We start from the raw sequence: 15,572 nt of genomic DNA on the forward strand, positions 1-15,572 counted from the left end.
CATGCGGCCCAGGATAGCCTCCCGACCCGGCGGCGTCGAACCGGTCTCAGTCGCGGCGGGCGCGCGGGATCGCCCCGGTGTCGCCGGTCGAGTAGCGGCCGGGCACGTGCAGGCGCAGCACCGCCTCGCCGGCCCAGTCGGGGACCGTGCCGAACCGGGAGGCGCCGGCCATGGCCAGGAAGGCGAGCGGCACCGTCCACAGCGCCGGCTGCGACAGCAGGATCGACAGGACGCCCGGCTCCAGGTCCAGGACCACCGAGGCGAGCGCGGCCCCGGTCGAGGACCCCGCGCCGACGAGGAGGCCGACGGCCGCGCCGGTCTCGGTGAGGCCGCGCCACCAGATGCCGAGCGTCAGCAGCGGGCAGAAGGTCGAGGCCGCGACCGCGAAGGCCCAGCCGACCAGGACGTTGATGTCGACCCCGGCGGCGGGCAGCGACAGCGCGACCGCCAGGGCGGTGCCGACCGCGACGCCCAGGCGCAGCCGGGAGAGCGAGCCGCCGAACAGGTCGTGCGACAGGCCCCCGGCGAGGGCGAGCAGGAGCCCCGAGGAGGTCGACAGGAACGCCGCGAACGCCCCGGCGGCGACCAGGGCGGTCAGGACCGCGCCGAGGACGCCGGGGGCGATCGCGCCGGGCACCAGGACCGGCACGACGTCGGTCTCCTCGGGGTCGGGGGTGACGACCCGGCCGAGGAGCCCGTAGACGACCGGGAACAGGTAGAACACGCTCAGCAGGACGATGACGCTGACGGCGACGCGCCGGGCCGCCCGGGCTCCCGCGACGGTGTGGAAGCGCATGACGACGTGCGGCAGGCCCATGGCGCCCAGCGTGGTCGCCACCAGGACCGAGACCGTGGCGAGCAGCGGGTGGCCCGAGCCGTCGAGGTCGAGGAGCGGCCGGGTCCAGTCGGGGTCGGCGGCCACGGGGTGGAGCGCGGCCTCGCGGCGCCCGGCCCCGGCCAGGACGACGAGGAAGACCGCGGGCCCGGCGATGAACGCGAGCTTCACGAGGTAGTGGAAGGCCTGCACGTAGGTGGCCGAGCGCATCCCGCCGACGGCGATGGTCGAGGAGACGACGAGGCCGGCGCCGATGACGCCGATCCAGTAGGGGATGCCCGAGACGAGTTCGAGCACGACCCCGGCGGCCTTGAACTGCGGCAGGAGGTACAGGAGCATGATCACGAGGACGACCAGGCCGCACATGCGGCGGATGCGCGGCGACCCGAGCCGGTACTCGGCGAAGTCCGGGACGGTGTAGGCGCCGCTGCGGCGCATCGGGCCGGCCACGAGCGCGGCGACGAGCACGTACCCGGCGGTGAAGCCCACGGCGTACCACATCGCGCCGACGCCGTTCTTGACCAGCAGCCCGGCCAGGCCGAGCACCGAGGCGGCCGAGACGTACTCCCCCGCGATGGCGAGGGCGTTCCAGCCGGGCACGATGCTGCGGGAGGCGACCAGGAAGTCCGGTGTGGAGCGGGCGGCGCGCACGCCCCAGACGCCGATGGCGACGCTGGCGGCGATCACCAGGCCGATGGCGGCCAGGCCGAGCATCAGGCCGCGTCCTCGGGGGCGGCGGCGTGGCCGTCCTCGATGCGCTCGGCGCGGCGCACGTGGGCGGCGGCGAGGGCGAGGAGGACCGGGTAGGGCGCGAAGAACAGGACGGCCCAGCCGAGGCGGCCCGGGGTGAGGACGGCGGCGGCCAGTAGGGCCGCGAGGGCGAGCAGGAGGCCGGCGGCGGTGCGGACGGCGAGGCGCCGCTGGCGGCGCAGGGCGCGTTCGGCCGCGGCGAGGTCGATCGCCGAGGAGGGGACGGGCGGGCGTCCGGCGAGGTGGGAGAGGCGGCCCATCGCGTCGGAGCCCCGGCGCTGGGCGAGCCGGGTCTGCGGGCTGGTGACGCGGGTCCGCTGGTTCACGGCGGCTCCGTTCGGACGGCGGGCGGGTGCGGGCTCATCGGCGTTCACTCCGGTTCGGGGAGAGGCGAGCGCAGCGAGCCGGCGGGCGGGGTGACGGGTGCACACTCATCGGCGTTCACTCCGGTTCGGGGAGAGGCGAGCGCAGCGAGCCGGCGGGCGGGGTGACGGGTGTGGGTTCATCGGCGCCCGCGCGCGGCTTCCAGGAGGCGGTCGCGCAGCTGCCGGGAGTGGCGGCGGCTCACCGGAACCTCGCCCGCGTCGGTCACGGCCACGAGCCCGGCCGTGGAGGTCACGCGGAGCTCGGTCACGGCCGCGAGGTTGATGAGGAAGGACCGGTGCGCGCGCACGAACCCGGCCGCGTCCCAGACCTGCTCGAGGTAGGTGAGGGACTGGCGCAGGAGGTGCGAGGCCCGCCCGGCGTCCTTCTGGGCGCAGTGGAGGCGCACGTAGTCGCCGTGGGCCTCGGCGTAGGCGATGTCATCGCGGCGCACGAAGACGGTGCGCCCGGCGAGTTCGACCTGGACGACGGCGAGGTCGTCGGCCTTGTCTCCCACGGCGGGCGGGCCGGGGCGGCGGCCGATGCGGGCCACGGCCTCGGCGAGGCGCTCGGGCCGGAAGGGCTTGAGCAGGTAGTCGGCCGCGCCGAGGCCGAAGGCCTCGACGGCGTGGTTGTCGTAGGCGGTGACGAACACGATCGCGGGCGGGTCCGAGAGGCGCTTGAGGATGCGCGCGACGTCCATGCCGGTGAGGCCGGGCATGGCGATGTCGAGGAAGGCCGCGTCGAAGGTGCCGCCGCCGAGGAGGCGCACCGCCTCGTCGCCGCCGGCGGCGACGAGGACGTCGCCGACGCTGGGCAGCTCGGCGAGCTGCGTGGCGAGTTCGGTGCGGGTCGACGGCTCGTCCTCGACGACGAGCACGCGCAGGAGGCTCATCGGCGCCCGCTCCGATCGGCGGCGGGGCGGGCGGGCCGGGTCCGGTGCGGGCGCGCAGCGCCCACGGTTTCGGGTGGCGGCGGGCGACGGGCGGGCGGATGCGGGCTCATGCGTGCACTCCTCGGGCGTAGCGGGGGATTCTCACGGTGGCCTTGGTCCCGGCGCCGGGCGCGGTGTCGAGCCACAGGCCGTACTCGGGGCCGTAGACGGCCCGCAGGCGCTTGTCCACGTTGGCCAGGCCGATGCGCCCCGAGCCCTGCCGGCTGCCGGTCAGGATCGCCTTGGCCGTCTCCGGTTCCATGCCCGCGCCGTCGTCCTCGATCTCGATGACGCACAGGGCGCCCTCGGAGAAGCCGCGCACGGCGATGTGGCCGGTGCCGGGCCGCGACTCGAAGCCGTGGCGGACGGCGTTCTCCACCAGCGGCTGGACCACCAGGAACGGGATGGGCACGGGCAGGACCTCCGGGGCGATGCGCACGGTGATGTCGAGGCGGTCGTCGAAGCGGGCCCGCTGGAGCTCGAGGTAGGTCTGCACCGCCTGGAGCTCGTCGGCCACGGTGGCGTAGTCGCCGGTGTTGGCGAAGGAGTACCGCAGGTAGTCCGAGAAGTCGGTGAGCAGTTCGCGGGCCCGCTCGGGGTCGGTGCGGGTGTGGGCGCTGATGGCGGCGAGGGCGTTGTGCATGAAGTGCGGGGAGATCTGGGCGCGGAGGGTGCGCAGGTCGGCGGCGGCGATGCGGTCGCGGGAGCGGTCGAGCTCGGCGTGGTCGAGCGCCGTGGCGACCAGGTGGGCGGCCTCGGCGAGCTCGGCGTCGCCGACGTCCCCTGCGAGGATCAGGCAGCCGACCACGTCGCCCGAGACCACCAGGGGGGCGGCCCGCAGCGGCGGGGCGGTGACCGGTTCGAGCACGTCGAGGGTCTCGACCAGGAGGCTCTGGGCCGCGTCGGCGTCGAGTCCCCCCGAGACGGCCAGGAGCCGTTCGCAGTCGGCGAGGGCGACCGCGTCGGCGGCGAGGAGCCGGGCGAGGCGCCGGGTGGCGGCCTGGGCCCCCTTGTCGGTGAGGCCGTCGGCGAGCGCCTCGCCGATCTGCCGCGAGAGCCGCAGGGCGGCCAGCGTCGCCGCGCCGCCGGCGCGCCGTCGCTGAGGGGATCGCGCGATCACCCGCTAACTGTAACGTGGGGCACATCGAGTGGCGGGGAGGGCCGGGTGGCCCTCCCCGCCTGGGACCGGCTCAGTGACTCACGGCCCGTTCGGAGCCCGCGCCGGTCAGCGCCCTCACCTGGAGGGTCTGGAACCGGTCGGTGCGGGACTCGTCGCTCGTCAGCGTGCCGACCACGGCGCAGACGAGACCGAGCGGGATGGACACCAAGCCCGGGTTCGACATCGGGAACCATGCGATGTCGACCCCAGCGCCGAGCAGCGAGTTTTCGGCTCCGGAGAACACCGGAGAGAACACGACCAGGGTGATGGAGATGATCAGGCCGCCGTAGATGCCCCACAGCGCGCCGCTGGTGTTGAACCGCTTCCAGAACAGGCTGAGCAGGAGCGTCGGCAGGTTCGCGGAGGCGGCCACGGCGAAGGCGAGTCCGACCAGGAACGCCACGTTGAGGTTCTGGGCGAAGATCGCCAGGACGATCGCGACGGCGCCGATGCCGATCGAGGCGAGCTTGGCGACGCCGACCTCTTGGCGCTCGGTGGCCTTCCCGCGCTTGATGACGCTGTTGTACAGGTCGTGCGCGAGCGACGAGGACGAGGCGATGACCAGGCCCGAGACCGTCGACAGGATCGCGGCGAACGCCGCCGAGGCGATGATCGCCAGCATGACCGCGCCGAGCGTCGATCCGCCCACGTCGCCGCCGACGACCTCCGCCAGCTGCGGCCCGGCGGTGTTCCCGGCCGCGTCCTGCGCGGTGATCGCCTCGTAGCCCACGATGGCGGCCGCGCCGAAGCCGAGCACGAGCGTCATCAGGTAGAAGGCGCCGATCAGGCCGATGCCCCAGTTGATGGACTTGCGCGCGATGCGGGCGTCGGGGACGGTGTAGAAGCGGATGAGCACGTGCGGGAGGCCGGCGGTGCCCAGGACCAGCGCGAGGCCGAGGCTGAGCAGGTCGAGCTTGTTCCACATGGTCTGGACCGCGTCGCCCGGGACCTCGACGCCGTAGCGCAGGCCCGGTTCGAGGAACGCCGCGCCCTGGCCGGAGGCCGCGGCGGCGTCGTCGAGCAGGCTCGAGACGTTGAAGCCGTACTGCCCCAGGACCATGATGGTGAGGATCGCCGCGCCGCCGACGAGCACGCAGGCCTGGAAGATCTGGACCCACGTGTTGCCCTTCATGCCGCCGAGGGCGACATAGAGGGTCATGATGAGGCCGACGAAGACGATGCCGACGATCTTGGCGGTGTCGGCGTCCATGCCCAGGAACGTCTGGCCCTCCTTGATGCCCAGCAGGAGCGCGATGAGCGCGCCCGCGCCGACCATCTGGGCGAGCAGGTAGAAGATCGAGACGCTCAGGGTGGAGACGGCCGCGGCGGTGCGGACCGGGCGCTGGCGCATCCGGAACGAGAGCACGTCGGCCATGGTGAACCGGCCGGTGTTGCGCAGCATCTCGGCGACCAGGAGGAGGGCCACGAGCCAGGCGACGAGGAAGCCGATGGAGTACAGGAACCCGTCGTAGCCGAACAGGGCGATCGTCCCGGCGATGCCGAGGAAGGAGGCCGCGGACATGTAGTCCGAGGCGATCGCGAAGCCGTTCTGCCAGGCGGAGAAGCTGCGGCCGCCGGAGTGGAAGTCGGTGGCGGTGCGGGTGTAGCGGTGGCCCCAGATGCTGATGCCGATGGTGACGGCCACGGTGAGCAGGAACAGGACCATCGTCAGGGTGCGGCCGGTGCCTTCGGCCTGGGCGAGGAAGTCCATCAGCGGTCCTCTCCGTAGTGGATGGCGTCGTGGAGCTCGGTCGCCTGCGGGTCGAAGTTCCGGGAGGCGTAGCGGGAGTAGCCCCAGGCGATGCCGAAGGTGGAGACGAACTGGCCCAGGCCGAGCAGGAGGGCGACGTTGACGTTGCCGAAGACGACGGTGCCCATGAAGTCGCGGGCGTAGGCGGACAGGAGGACGTACAGCAGGTACCAGGCGAAGAAAGCGAGGGTGGCGGGGACGATGAACCGGAACAGGCGGCGTTTGAGCTCGGTGAAGCGCGGGTCGTCGTAACTGGCCGCGAGCTGCTCGTCGGTGACCTCGGGCGGGGGTCCATCACGGGTGGGCGTTGCCATCGGGCCTTCCTCCTTGAAGGGTTGCCGTGCCGGCTCCGTGCGTGGTTCGGGTCGGCGCGGTGACGGGTTTACAAGGAACCTATGAGGCGCGCGGGACACTGAGAAGCATCGATGTGACGTGGGTCGCCGGAGTGTCGCCTTCCTGCGGCGAGGCGGCGACGGGGCGTCGGCGAACGGGCGGTGAGCGGTCGGCGAGCGGTCGTGCGGGCGAACGATGAATCCGGGGCGCGGTCCTCGTCTGAACGGGGAGAGGCATTGGAACCGAACGAAGGAGCAGCCCATGGCGAGCAAGATGATCTTCCTGAACCTGCCCGTGGCCGACCTGGCCGGGGCGAAGGCGTTCTATCAGGCGCTCGGCTGGACCATCAACCCGGAGTTCACCGACGAGAACGCGGCCTGCGCGGTGGTGGACGACAACATCTGCCTGATGCTGCTCACCAAGGACTTCTACACGACCTTCGCCGAGCGCCCGATCGCCGACACCGCGGCGTACTCGGCGGCGGCGTACGCGCTGGCGCTGCCGAGCCGGGAGGCGGTGGACGAGCTGACGGAGGCCGCGATCCAGGCCGGCGGCACCGAGGAGACGGCGAAGCAGGACCGGCGCGCCCAAGAGGCCGAGGTGGGCATGTACGGCCGGACGTTCCTGGACATCGACGGGCACCAGTGGGAGCCGTTCTACATGCCGTACGCGCAGTCGTAGGGCCCGTGTCCGGCGGCCGCCCCGCTCCGACCGGGGCGGCCGCCGGCGTGTTCGCAGGGCCGGTCCGGCGCCCTCAGGAGTGGACGCAGAACTCGTTGCCTTCGGGGTCGCCCATGACGACCCAGGTGGCGCCGCCCTCGTCGAAGCGGTCGCTCAGGCGCTCGCCGCCGAGGGCCTCGAGGCGCTCGACCTCGGCGTCGATGCGGTCGACGCCGACGTGCAGGTCCAGGTGGATCCGGTTCTTCACCGTCTTCGGCTCGGGCACGGCCTGGAAGAGCAGGCGCATGCCCTTGGTCCTGCCGGTCTCGGGGTCGGTCGGCGCGTCGGGGTCGTAGGCGGCCCCGAACTCCTTGAAGGCCCGGCGTCCGTCGACCTCGGTGAGCACGTCCTCCCCGATGAGCCCCTGGTCGAGGAGGCCCGCGATGATCCCGGAGTGGTCCTCGACCTGGTAGCCCATCGCCTCGGCCCAGAAGGCCGCGAGCCGGTGGGGGTCGGCGCAGTCGATGCAGATCTTGAAGTGAACAGCCATGGGGGCGAGCCTAGACGGAGGGTGCGACGGCCGCCCGCGATCGCGGGCGGCCGCGCCCGGTCAGGACTCGCGGTACTCGTTCGGGAGGCCGAACAGCGGGAAGAGCCGCGCGGTGTCGAGGAAGAAGTTGAGGCCGGCGATCTTGCCGTCCTCGGGTTCGAGGACCATGATCGACCACGGCGTCCACACGCCGGGCTCCCCGCTGGGCTTGTAGTGGCCGAAGGCCGGGAGGCCGTTGGCGCCCACCGGGACGAGCCTGGAGCCCCGGCAGGCCGAGCCGGTGCCAAGCATGAACTCGGCGACGCCCGCGTGCCCCTGGACCCACAGCGGGAACGGCGGCATCGAGAGCGCGACGTCCTGCGTGCACAGGGCCGTCAGCGCGTCCATGTCGTAGGCCTCGAAGGCGCTCACGTAGCCGTCGACGAGCTTGCGGGCCTCGGCGTCGTCGACCGCGTAGGCGTTCGCCGGCTGGGTGTGGACCTGCTCCATCGTGGCGCGGGCCCGCTGGAGGGCCGAGTTGACCGAGGCGGGGCTGAGGTGGAGCGCCTCGGCGGTCTCGGCGGCCGAGAAGCGCAGGACCTCGCGCATGAGCATCACCGCGCGCTGCTTGGCGGGCAGGTGCTGCACGGCCGCGACGAACGCGAGCCGCAGCGTGTCCTTGGCCTCGGCGGCGGCGGCCGGGTCGGCGCCGAAGGCCATCGAGTCGGGGATCGGCTCGACCCACAGGTAGTCGGGTTCGGGCGCGGGCAGGGGCGTGCCCGCGTCGGAGGCCGGGGCCAGGTCCATCGGCCGGGCCCGGCGCTGCGGGCCCTTGAGCATGTCCAGGCACACGTTGGTGGTGATCTTGTACAGCCACGAGCGCAGGGAGGAGCGCCCCTCGAAGGAGCCGTGCGATTTCCAGGCCCGGGTGAACGCCTCCTGGACGGCGTCCTCGGCCTCGAACGAGGAGCCGAGCATCCGGTACGCGTAGGCGCACAGTTCGCGGCGGTGCGGCTCGAACTCGGCCAGCACCTCGTCGTTGAGTGCAACGTTCATGTGCACAGCCTTGCACAGCCCACCGACATTCGGGAAGACGGTGCGCGAATGCCGCACCGCTGGTAGACAGGTGTCCGAAAACTCCCTTGTGGCACGAAGAAAGCGCTAGCGGGCCTTGCGGTGGTCGGCCATCCAGCGTTCGAACGCGTCCGCGCTCATCGGCTTGGCGAAGTGCCAGCCCTGCCCGGCGTGGCAGCCCCAGCCCTCCAGCTGCTTGCGGACCTTCTCGTCCTCGACGCCCTCGGCGACCACCTCGACGTCCAGGGCGCGGCCCAGGTCGATCGTGGTGGAGACGATCGCGGCGTTGTCCGGGTCGTCGCTGAGCGAGGTCACGAAGGACTTGTCGATCTTGATCTCGGTGACCGGGAGCCGGCGCAGGTGCTGCATGGAGGAGAAGCCGGTGCCGAAGTCGTCGAGGCTGATGCCCACGCCGAGGTCGGAGAGGCGCTGCACGTTGACGACGACGCGCCGCGGGTCGGCCATGAGCGCCGACTCGGTGATCTCCAGCTGGAGCTTCGCGGCGTTCACGCCGTACGCGTCGATCCGCTCGGTCAGGAAGTCGGTGAACTCCGGGGACTGGAGGTCGCGGACCGAGACGTTCACGGCCATGCGCAGGTCGTACCCGGCCTCGTTCCAGGACCGGAGCTGGCGCAGGGCGATGTCCACGACCCGCTCGGTGAGCATCCGCATCACCGAGGAGTGCTCGGCGGTCTCGATGATCTCGGCCGGATTGACGACGCCGCGCTCGGGGTGGTGGTAGCGCAGCAGGGCCTCGGCCCCGATGACCTCGCCGTCCCCGAGGCGCACCTGCGGCTGGTAGAAGAGGTTCACGCCGGGGGCGTCGGGGTGGTCGAGGGCGCGGCGCACGTCGCCGAGGAGCAGGAGCCGCTCGGGCGAGTGGTGGTCGAACTCGGGCGCGTAGCGGGCGAACGAGGAGGCGCGCTGCTTCGACTCGTACATCGCGATGTCGGCGTGGCGGAAGAGCGTCTGGAAGTCGGGGCCGTCGTCGGGGAAGACCGCGATGCCGACCGAGCCGTCCACCTCGACGCTGGCGTCGCCCAGGACGATCGGGGCGTCCAGGCGGGCGCGGATCTCGCGGGCGCACTCCATCGGGTCGGTCATGCCGTCGAGCTCGCCCCACACGAAGGCGAACTCGTCGCCGCCGAGGTGGGCGATGGCCTTGCCGGGCGGGATGTCGGTCCGGAAGCGCTTGGCGAGCTCGACCAGGAGCTGGTCGCCCACCTCGTGGCCGAGGGCCGAGTTGACGTCGGCGAAGCGGTCGAGGTCGAGGATGAGCACGGCCACGGCGGTGCCGGTCTCGGCGGCGTCGGTGATCTTGGCGTCGGCGAACTCCTGGAAGCCCTTGCGGTTGAGCAGGCCGGTGAGCGGGTCGCTGTCGGCCTCGCGCTCGCGGTCGGCGGCGGTCTGGAGGATGCGGTAGACGGCGAAGATGGAGATGGCGGAGGCCGCCACCAGCCACCAGGAGGCCATGGCCGCGGTGGCGAGGATCGGGGCGATCGCGACCTGCGTGGCGCGCAGCGCCCACTCGCTCTTGATCCACTGCCAGGTGAGGTCGGTCCAGGAGCCGCCGGTGCGCAGGGCCGACCGGGCGCCCACGAGGGCGCTGCTGACCAGGGGCCAGACCGCTCCGGCGGCGAAGACGGCGAGGAGCTGGGCCCAGGTGCCGTTCCAGGTCTCGCCGCCGGCGAGGAGGGTCCACACGTACCAGGCGGCGCACAGCGCGAGCGCCTGCTGCGAGACGTTGTAGACCGTCCGCCAGGCGGAGGCCTTGATCTGGACGCACAGGAGCACGACCGCGGCGGTCTGGACGATGACGGCGGGGATGAATCCCCAGGTGATCATCGTGGCGAGGACGTAGACGAGGTAGATCGAGGCGATCGGCGACATCCACAGCCCGCCCCAGCGGGTGGGGCGCAGCTCGGCGACGAGGGCGAGGCCGGCGGTGAGCCAGAAGGCGAAGGGCACGCCGAGCCAGCCGCCGTCGGGCGCCTCAGCGCGCGCGGCGGTGATGCCGACGCCGACGATCGCGCACACGGCGACCGCGGTCGTGAAGCCGTAATACCGGCCCGAGTGCTCTTTGGGCGCAGTGTTGCGCATGAGCGTCGTGGCCATATCGCTCCTCCCACTGCCACACCGGTCCCCGGTGACGCGCCAGAATCACCGAAGTCCGGTCGTGGCCGACTCCTCTGTCATATCGCGAATTCGGCTCCCGGACAACGCTGGGGGCACATGCGGCACACTTGTGACCAGGCGCGACATCCTCGTGACAGAAACCGTTATCCATTCGCCGGCGGCAGGGTACCCCGAGGTCGATTTCGGACTCGGCGGCCCGTTCGGGCACGCGGTCCGGCCGTTGGCACGGCAAGGGGCGAGCTTCCACAAGATGACTCTGCCTTGAAGTAACGAGGCTCCCCCCACCTCTGAATACGGATCGTTACCGATTTGTGATCATTCTGGTTCGGAGCCGACACTGTCCGTTTCGGGTTGCGACAATCCTTCGGACAGGAACCGCTCGAAGTCCTCGCCCTGAACGATCGGGACGCCGAGTTGTACGGCCTTGTCATATTTCGATCCTGGTTTGTCCCCCGCCACGACCGCGCCGGTCTTCTTCGAGACCGAGGAGGTGGTCTTGCCGCCGCGGGCCTTGACCGCGGCCGCGGCGCCCTCGCGGGTGTACCCCGGGATGCCGCCGGTGATGACCACGGTGAGGCCCTCGAGGGTCTGCGGGAGGACCTCGGACGGGTCGGGGGCGTCGTCGCGCATTCGCACGCCCGCCTCGCGCCACTGCTCGACGATCTCGCGGTGCCAGTCGACGGCGAACCAGTCCTTGATGGCGGCGGCGATGGTGGGCCCGACGCCGTCGACGGCGGCCGTCTCCTCCTCGCCCGCCTCCGCGATGCGGTCGAGGTCGCCGAAGTGCTCGGCGAGGGCCTGGGCGGCGACGGGGCCGACATGGCGGATGGAGAGGGCGTTGACCACGCGCCACAGGGGCTGCGACTTGGCCTTGTCGAGGTTCTGGAGCATCTCCTCCGCGTTCTTGCGGGGGAGGATCTCGCCGGTCTTCTTGTCGGGCTGCCTGGCGAAGGGCGTGACGACCTTGTCCTCGCCGGTCTTCGGGTCGGGCTTGGGGAGCCCGGAGTCGGGGTCGCGCACGACCACCCTGATCGGGAGGATCCGCTCGAGGGTGAGGTCGAAGACGCCGCCCTCGTTCTCGATCACCGGGTCCATGCCGAGGGGCTGGACGAGGGCGCTGCACGCGATGAAGCCCATGCGGTCGACGTCGAAGCACGAGCGGCCCGAGAGGTAGGCGAGGCGCTCGCGCAGCTGGCCGGGGCAGGAGCGGGCGTTGGGGCAGCGCAGGTCCACGTCGCCCTCGGCGGCGGGGGCGAGCACGGCGTCGCACTCGGGGCAGCGCTCGGGCATGGCGAACTCGGCCTCCGAGCCGTCGCGGGCGGCGGCGACGGGCGCGACGACCTCGGGGATGACGTCCCCGGCCTTGCGCACCACGACGGTGTCGCCGATCTTGACGCCCTTGGCCTTCACCTGGTCGGCGTTGTGGAGGGTCGCGAACTCGACCTCGGAGCCGGCCACGCGCACGGGCTCGAGCACGGCGTACGGGGTGGCGCGGCCGGTGCGGCCGATGGAGACCTTGATGTCGAGGAGCTTCGTGTTGACCTCCTCGGGCGGGAACTTGAAGGCCACCGCCCAGCGCGGGGTGCGCGAGGTCGCCCCCAGGCGCCGCTGCACCCCTAGCCGATCGATCTTGACGACCACGCCGTCGATCTCGTGGACGAGCGCGTGCCGCTGCGAGCCGAACTCCTCGATGTATGCGAAGACCTCGTCGACGGTGGCGACGACCCTCCAGTAGGGGCTGGTGGGCAGGCCCCAGGCGGCGAGCGCCTCGTAGGAGTGGGACTGGGACTTCGGCTCGAAGCCGCGCAGGGCGCCGAGGCCGTGGGCGATGAAGCTCAGGGGCCGCTCGGCGGTCTTGGCGGCGTCCTTCTGGCGCAGCGACCCGGCGGCGGCGTTGCGCGGGTTGGCGAAGGGGGCCTTGCCGGCCTCGACCTGGGACTCGTTGAGGCGCTCGAAGTCGGCGGTCGGGAAGTAGACCTCGCCGCGGACCTCCAGGAGCTCGGGCACGTCGAGGCCCTCGGCGGCGGTGAGCCGCCGGGGGATCGCGGCGATGGTGCGGACGTTCGCGGTGACGTCCTCGCCGGTGGTGCCGTCGCCGCGGGTGGCGGCGCGGACCAGGCGGCCCTGCTCGTAGACCAGGTCGACGGCGAGCCCGTCGATCTTGACCTCGCACAGGTACGGCTCGCCGGGAACCTCGGCGGTGATCCGGTCGGCCCAGGTCTGGACCTCCTCGACGCTGAAGACGTCCTGGAGGCTGAGCATCTTCTCCAGGTGGGTCACGGGCGTGAACGCCTCGGAGAAGGTGCCGACCTGCTCGGTGGGCGACTCGGCGTTCTTCAGTTCGGGGTGGGCGGTCTCGATGTCGACGAGCTCGTGCATGAGGTCGTCGAACTGGCTGTCCGAGACCGTGGGGGCGTCGTCGACGTAGTAGCGGCGGCGGTGCTCGGTGATCTCGGCGGCGAGCGCCTCGTGCCGGGCGCGCGCGGCCGCGAAGTCGGCGTCGTTCGATTCCTCGGTGCCGTCCAGGCCGGTCTCAGTGGTGCTCACGACCCCATTGTGTCAGCCGGGTCCGACGTTCCGGGGAGGCCGAAGCCTTACGCCAGCGGTCACCTTGCGTTCACGTTCTGCTTCCCCGTCGAACTCCTGGGGCCGGAAGGATCGGCCGCATACTGCCCCACCCCTCGACCGCCACGGTGATCCCCCGGTCGCCGTGCAGCACCGAAGGAGCCCGGTTTTGGCGACTCTGACCAGCGGCGGCACGAACCGCCGGAGCTTCCTGCGACGCAGCGCGACCGGTACGGGAGGCGGCCGCTTCGCCCTCGCCGCGGTCGAGGGCCTGGCCGCCCGCGCCGCGCTCGCCGAGGACGGCGGGCGCGACCGCGCCTGCCCCGGCAACGGCGGCTACGGCGAGCTGCGCGAGCTCACGCGCACCGACCCGGAGTCGGGGTTCTCCCAGACCCTGCGGCTGCCTGAAGAGTTCGACTTCGCGGTGTTCTCGGTGGCCGGCTCCCCGATGCGCGACGGCGCCCGCACCCCGCTCGCCCACGACGGCATGGCCTGCTTCCCGACCGGGCGGCGCGGCGAGTGGCGGCTGGTGCGCAACCACGAGGAGCGCTCGAAGCCCGGCGCCGGCGTCCCCGCCGGCAGTCCCGGGCGCCGCTACGACGCGCTGGGCGCGGGCGGGACCACGACGCTGAAGGTGCGCTGGCAGGACGGCGGGCCGCGCTTCGAGGAGGCCTGGCGGTCGCTGTCGGGCACGATCGTGAACCGCGCCGGCGGGCCGACCCCGTGGGGCTCGTGGCTCTCGTGCGAGGAGACCACCGCGGGCGCCCGCGCGGGCTGGGAGGCCGGCCACGGCTACGTGTTCGAGGTGCCCTCGGCCGAGGAGGGCGAGGCGGACCCGGTGCCGCTCAAGGCGATGGGCCGCTTCGCGCACGAGGCGGTGGCGGTGGACCCGCGCTCGGGCGCGGTCTACGAGACCGAGGACCAGGCCGCGGCCGGGTTCTACCGGTTCCTGCCGGAGGTGCCCGGCGACCTCGCCGAGGGCGGGCGGCTCCAGATGCTGAAGGTCGCGGACGCGTGGAACTACGACACGCGCACCGGCCAGCGGTCCGGGCGCGTCCTGTACGTCGAGTGGGTCGACATCGAGGAGGCCGACCCGGCCGGGGCCGAGGAGGACCCGCTCGCGGTGTTCAACCAGGGCTGGGCGCTCGGAGCGGCCGTCTTCGGGCGGCTCGAGGGCTGCTTCTACGGGGACGGCGCCGTCTACATCGCGTCGGCCTCGGGCGGCGACGAGGGCGAGGGCCAGCTGTGGGAGTACCGGCCGCGCGGCCGCGAGGGCGGCACGCTGAAGCTGGTGTTCGAGTCCCCCGACGCGGAGCTGCTGTCCGCTCCGGACGACGTCACCGTGTCCCCCGGCGGGAGCCTGATCCTGTGCGAGTCCGCCGCGATGCGGGGCCTGACGCGCGAGGGCGAGGTCTTCCCGCTGGTCGGCCACGAGGGCGCGGCCGAGTGGCGCGGCGCGACGTTCTCGCCCGACGGGAAGGTCCTGTTCGCGAACCTCCAGGGCGCGACCCGGGGCGAGCCCGGGGACCCGGCCCTGGAGCCGGGCCGGACGATCGCGATCTGGGGCCCGTGGGGCAAGGGCGTGCTGTAACCGAAGACCACCCTCCCGAGAGAGCCCGGCCGCGCGGCACGACCTACGCCGCGCGGCCGGGCCGTTCGGCGCTGCGGCCGCGTCCGGCGGCGTAGGCTGAATTCAGCGTTCGTTGAATTATCGTGCTACGGTGAATTCATCAACCGTTGAATTCCTTGGAGGCCCCGATGCCGCCCGCCCCCGCTGTATCCGTGGTCGACCTGGTGGTCGACCGCTCGAGGAAACCCGTGCTCAAGGGGGTCTCGACCTCCATCGCCGCCGGGTCCGTCACCGGCCTGCTCGGCCCCTCGGGCTCGGGCAAGACCACCTTCATCCGCGCCGTCGTGGGCACCCAGAAGGTCAAGTCCGGCACCGTCGAGGTCCTGGGCCGCCCCGCCGGGTCCAAGCCCCTGCGCCGCCGGCTCGCCTACGTCACCCAGGACGCCTCGATCTACCGCGACCTGTCCGTCAAGGCCAACGTCGCCTACTTCGCGGCGCTCTACGGAAAGGGCCGCCGCGAGGCCATGCGCGCCATCGAGCGCGTCGGGATGGGCGACCACGCCGACCACCTCGCCGGAAACCTCTCCGGCGGCCAGAAGACCCGCACCTCGCTGGCGTGCGCGCTCGTCATCGAACCCGAGGTCCTGATCCTCGACGAGCCCACCGTCGGGCTCGACCCGGTCATCCGCGAGGAGCTGTGGGACCGGTTCCGCGACCTCGCGCGACAGGGGGCGACCCTGCTCGTCTCCAGCCACGTCATGGACGAGGCCGACCGCTGCGACCGGCTCCTGCTGCTGCGCGAGGGCCGCTTCATCGCCGACGACACCCCGGCCGGCCTGCGCGCCGCCACCGGCACCGAGAACCTCGAGGCCGCCTTCCTCCACCTCATCCGCGAACTCGAGGAGGACGACTGA

The 15,572-nt window shown here is 72.3% G+C and carries 13 protein-coding genes; 3 read left to right on the plus strand and 10 right to left on the minus strand.

Annotated elements, in window-relative coordinates; all coding sequences use genetic code 11:
- Positions 1 to 46: 46 nt before the first annotated feature.
- The 6 genes from LO763_RS20610 to LO763_RS20635 form a co-directional block, all read right to left on the minus strand.
- Positions 47 to 1,549 (minus strand): sodium/solute symporter, encoded by a 1,503-nt coding sequence (locus LO763_RS20610; protein WP_230788188.1) that lies wholly within the window; start codon positions 1,547 to 1,549, stop codon positions 47 to 49.
- Positions 1,549 to 1,911, minus strand: coding sequence for a hypothetical protein (locus tag LO763_RS20615; RefSeq protein ID WP_230788191.1), 363 nt, complete (start codon positions 1,909 to 1,911; stop codon positions 1,549 to 1,551). Before LO763_RS20615 ends, LO763_RS20610 begins: the two co-directional genes overlap by 1 nt.
- A gap of 176 nt (positions 1,912 to 2,087) precedes the next feature.
- Positions 2,088 to 2,843 carry a LytR/AlgR family response regulator transcription factor gene (locus LO763_RS20620; protein WP_230788194.1) on the minus strand — a complete coding sequence of 252 codons (756 nt, stop codon included), beginning with the start codon at positions 2,841 to 2,843 and terminating at the stop codon, positions 2,088 to 2,090.
- Between the two features lie 106 nt (positions 2,844 to 2,949).
- Positions 2,950 to 3,945 (minus strand): sensor histidine kinase, encoded by a 996-nt coding sequence (locus tag LO763_RS30025; protein WP_439650312.1) that lies wholly within the window; start codon positions 3,943 to 3,945, stop codon positions 2,950 to 2,952.
- Between the two features lie 127 nt (positions 3,946 to 4,072).
- Positions 4,073 to 5,752 carry a monocarboxylic acid transporter gene (locus LO763_RS20630; protein ID WP_230788200.1) on the minus strand — a complete coding sequence of 560 codons (1,680 nt, stop codon included), beginning with the start codon at positions 5,750 to 5,752 and terminating at the stop codon, positions 4,073 to 4,075.
- On the minus strand, positions 5,752 to 6,105 hold the full coding sequence (locus LO763_RS20635) for a DUF485 domain-containing protein (RefSeq protein ID WP_230788203.1): 354 nt from the start codon (positions 6,103 to 6,105) through the stop codon (positions 5,752 to 5,754). The genes LO763_RS20630 and LO763_RS20635 overlap by 1 nt, the downstream gene beginning before the upstream one ends.
- A gap of 280 nt (positions 6,106 to 6,385) precedes the next feature.
- Here LO763_RS20635 and LO763_RS20640 point away from each other — a divergent pair, with 280 nt between their 5' ends.
- A complete protein-coding gene (locus LO763_RS20640; RefSeq protein WP_230788207.1) occupies positions 6,386 to 6,805 on the plus strand; it encodes a VOC family protein in 420 nt (139 codons plus the stop codon).
- 73 nt (positions 6,806 to 6,878) lie between these two features.
- Here the strand turns inward: LO763_RS20640 and LO763_RS20645 are convergent, their stop codons facing one another.
- From LO763_RS20645 to ligA, 4 genes are all read right to left on the minus strand, one after another.
- Positions 6,879 to 7,334 (minus strand): VOC family protein, encoded by a 456-nt coding sequence (locus tag LO763_RS20645; protein ID WP_230788210.1) that lies wholly within the window; start codon positions 7,332 to 7,334, stop codon positions 6,879 to 6,881.
- Between the two features lie 60 nt (positions 7,335 to 7,394).
- The gene (locus LO763_RS20650; protein ID WP_230788213.1) at positions 7,395 to 8,369 is read right to left on the minus strand and encodes a sigma-70 family RNA polymerase sigma factor; all 975 of its coding nucleotides are present in this window, start codon (positions 8,367 to 8,369) and stop codon (positions 7,395 to 7,397) included.
- A 105-nt stretch (positions 8,370 to 8,474) separates the two neighbouring features.
- Complete coding sequence (locus LO763_RS20655) at positions 8,475 to 10,502, minus strand: putative bifunctional diguanylate cyclase/phosphodiesterase (RefSeq protein ID WP_230788216.1); 2,028 nt, start codon at positions 10,500 to 10,502, stop codon at positions 8,475 to 8,477.
- Positions 10,503 to 10,838: 336 nt separating this feature from the next.
- Complete coding sequence (gene ligA, locus LO763_RS20660; RefSeq protein ID WP_230788218.1) at positions 10,839 to 13,070, minus strand: NAD-dependent DNA ligase LigA; 2,232 nt, start codon at positions 13,068 to 13,070, stop codon at positions 10,839 to 10,841.
- Positions 13,071 to 13,257: 187 nt separating this feature from the next.
- Here ligA and LO763_RS20665 point away from each other — a divergent pair, with 187 nt between their 5' ends.
- Positions 13,258 to 14,679: an alkaline phosphatase PhoX gene (locus tag LO763_RS20665; RefSeq protein ID WP_230788220.1), complete on the plus strand. Its 1,422-nt coding sequence runs from the start codon at positions 13,258 to 13,260 to the stop codon at positions 14,677 to 14,679.
- 167 nt (positions 14,680 to 14,846) lie between these two features.
- Positions 14,847 to 15,572, plus strand: coding sequence for an ABC transporter ATP-binding protein (locus LO763_RS20670; RefSeq protein WP_230788223.1), 726 nt, complete (start codon positions 14,847 to 14,849; stop codon positions 15,570 to 15,572).

It is taken from the genome of Glycomyces amatae (assembly GCF_020991375.1).
Lineage (GTDB): Bacteria > Actinomycetota > Actinomycetes > Mycobacteriales > Micromonosporaceae > Glycomyces > Glycomyces amatae.

Bases quoted from the DNA above. Each gene is read 5' to 3' on its own strand.
- LO763_RS20670 (WP_230788223.1), top strand. From the start codon at position 14,847: ATGCCGCCCGCCCCCGCTGTATCCGTGGTCGACCTGGTGGTCGACCGC.
- LO763_RS20645 (WP_230788210.1), bottom strand. From the start codon at position 7,334: ATGGCTGTTCACTTCAAGATCTGCATCGACTGCGCCGACCCCCACCGG.
- LO763_RS20610 (WP_230788188.1), bottom strand. From the start codon at position 1,549: ATGCTCGGCCTGGCCGCCATCGGCCTGGTGATCGCCGCCAGCGTCGCC.
- LO763_RS20650 (WP_230788213.1), bottom strand. From the start codon at position 8,369: ATGAACGTTGCACTCAACGACGAGGTGCTGGCCGAGTTCGAGCCGCAC.
- LO763_RS20635 (WP_230788203.1), bottom strand. From the start codon at position 6,105: ATGGCAACGCCCACCCGTGATGGACCCCCGCCCGAGGTCACCGACGAG.
- LO763_RS20630 (WP_230788200.1), bottom strand. From the start codon at position 5,752: ATGGACTTCCTCGCCCAGGCCGAAGGCACCGGCCGCACCCTGACGATG.
- LO763_RS20620 (WP_230788194.1), bottom strand. From the start codon at position 2,843: ATGAGCCTCCTGCGCGTGCTCGTCGTCGAGGACGAGCCGTCGACCCGC.
- LO763_RS20655 (WP_230788216.1), bottom strand. From the start codon at position 10,502: ATGGCCACGACGCTCATGCGCAACACTGCGCCCAAAGAGCACTCGGGC.
- LO763_RS20640 (WP_230788207.1), top strand. From the start codon at position 6,386: ATGGCGAGCAAGATGATCTTCCTGAACCTGCCCGTGGCCGACCTGGCC.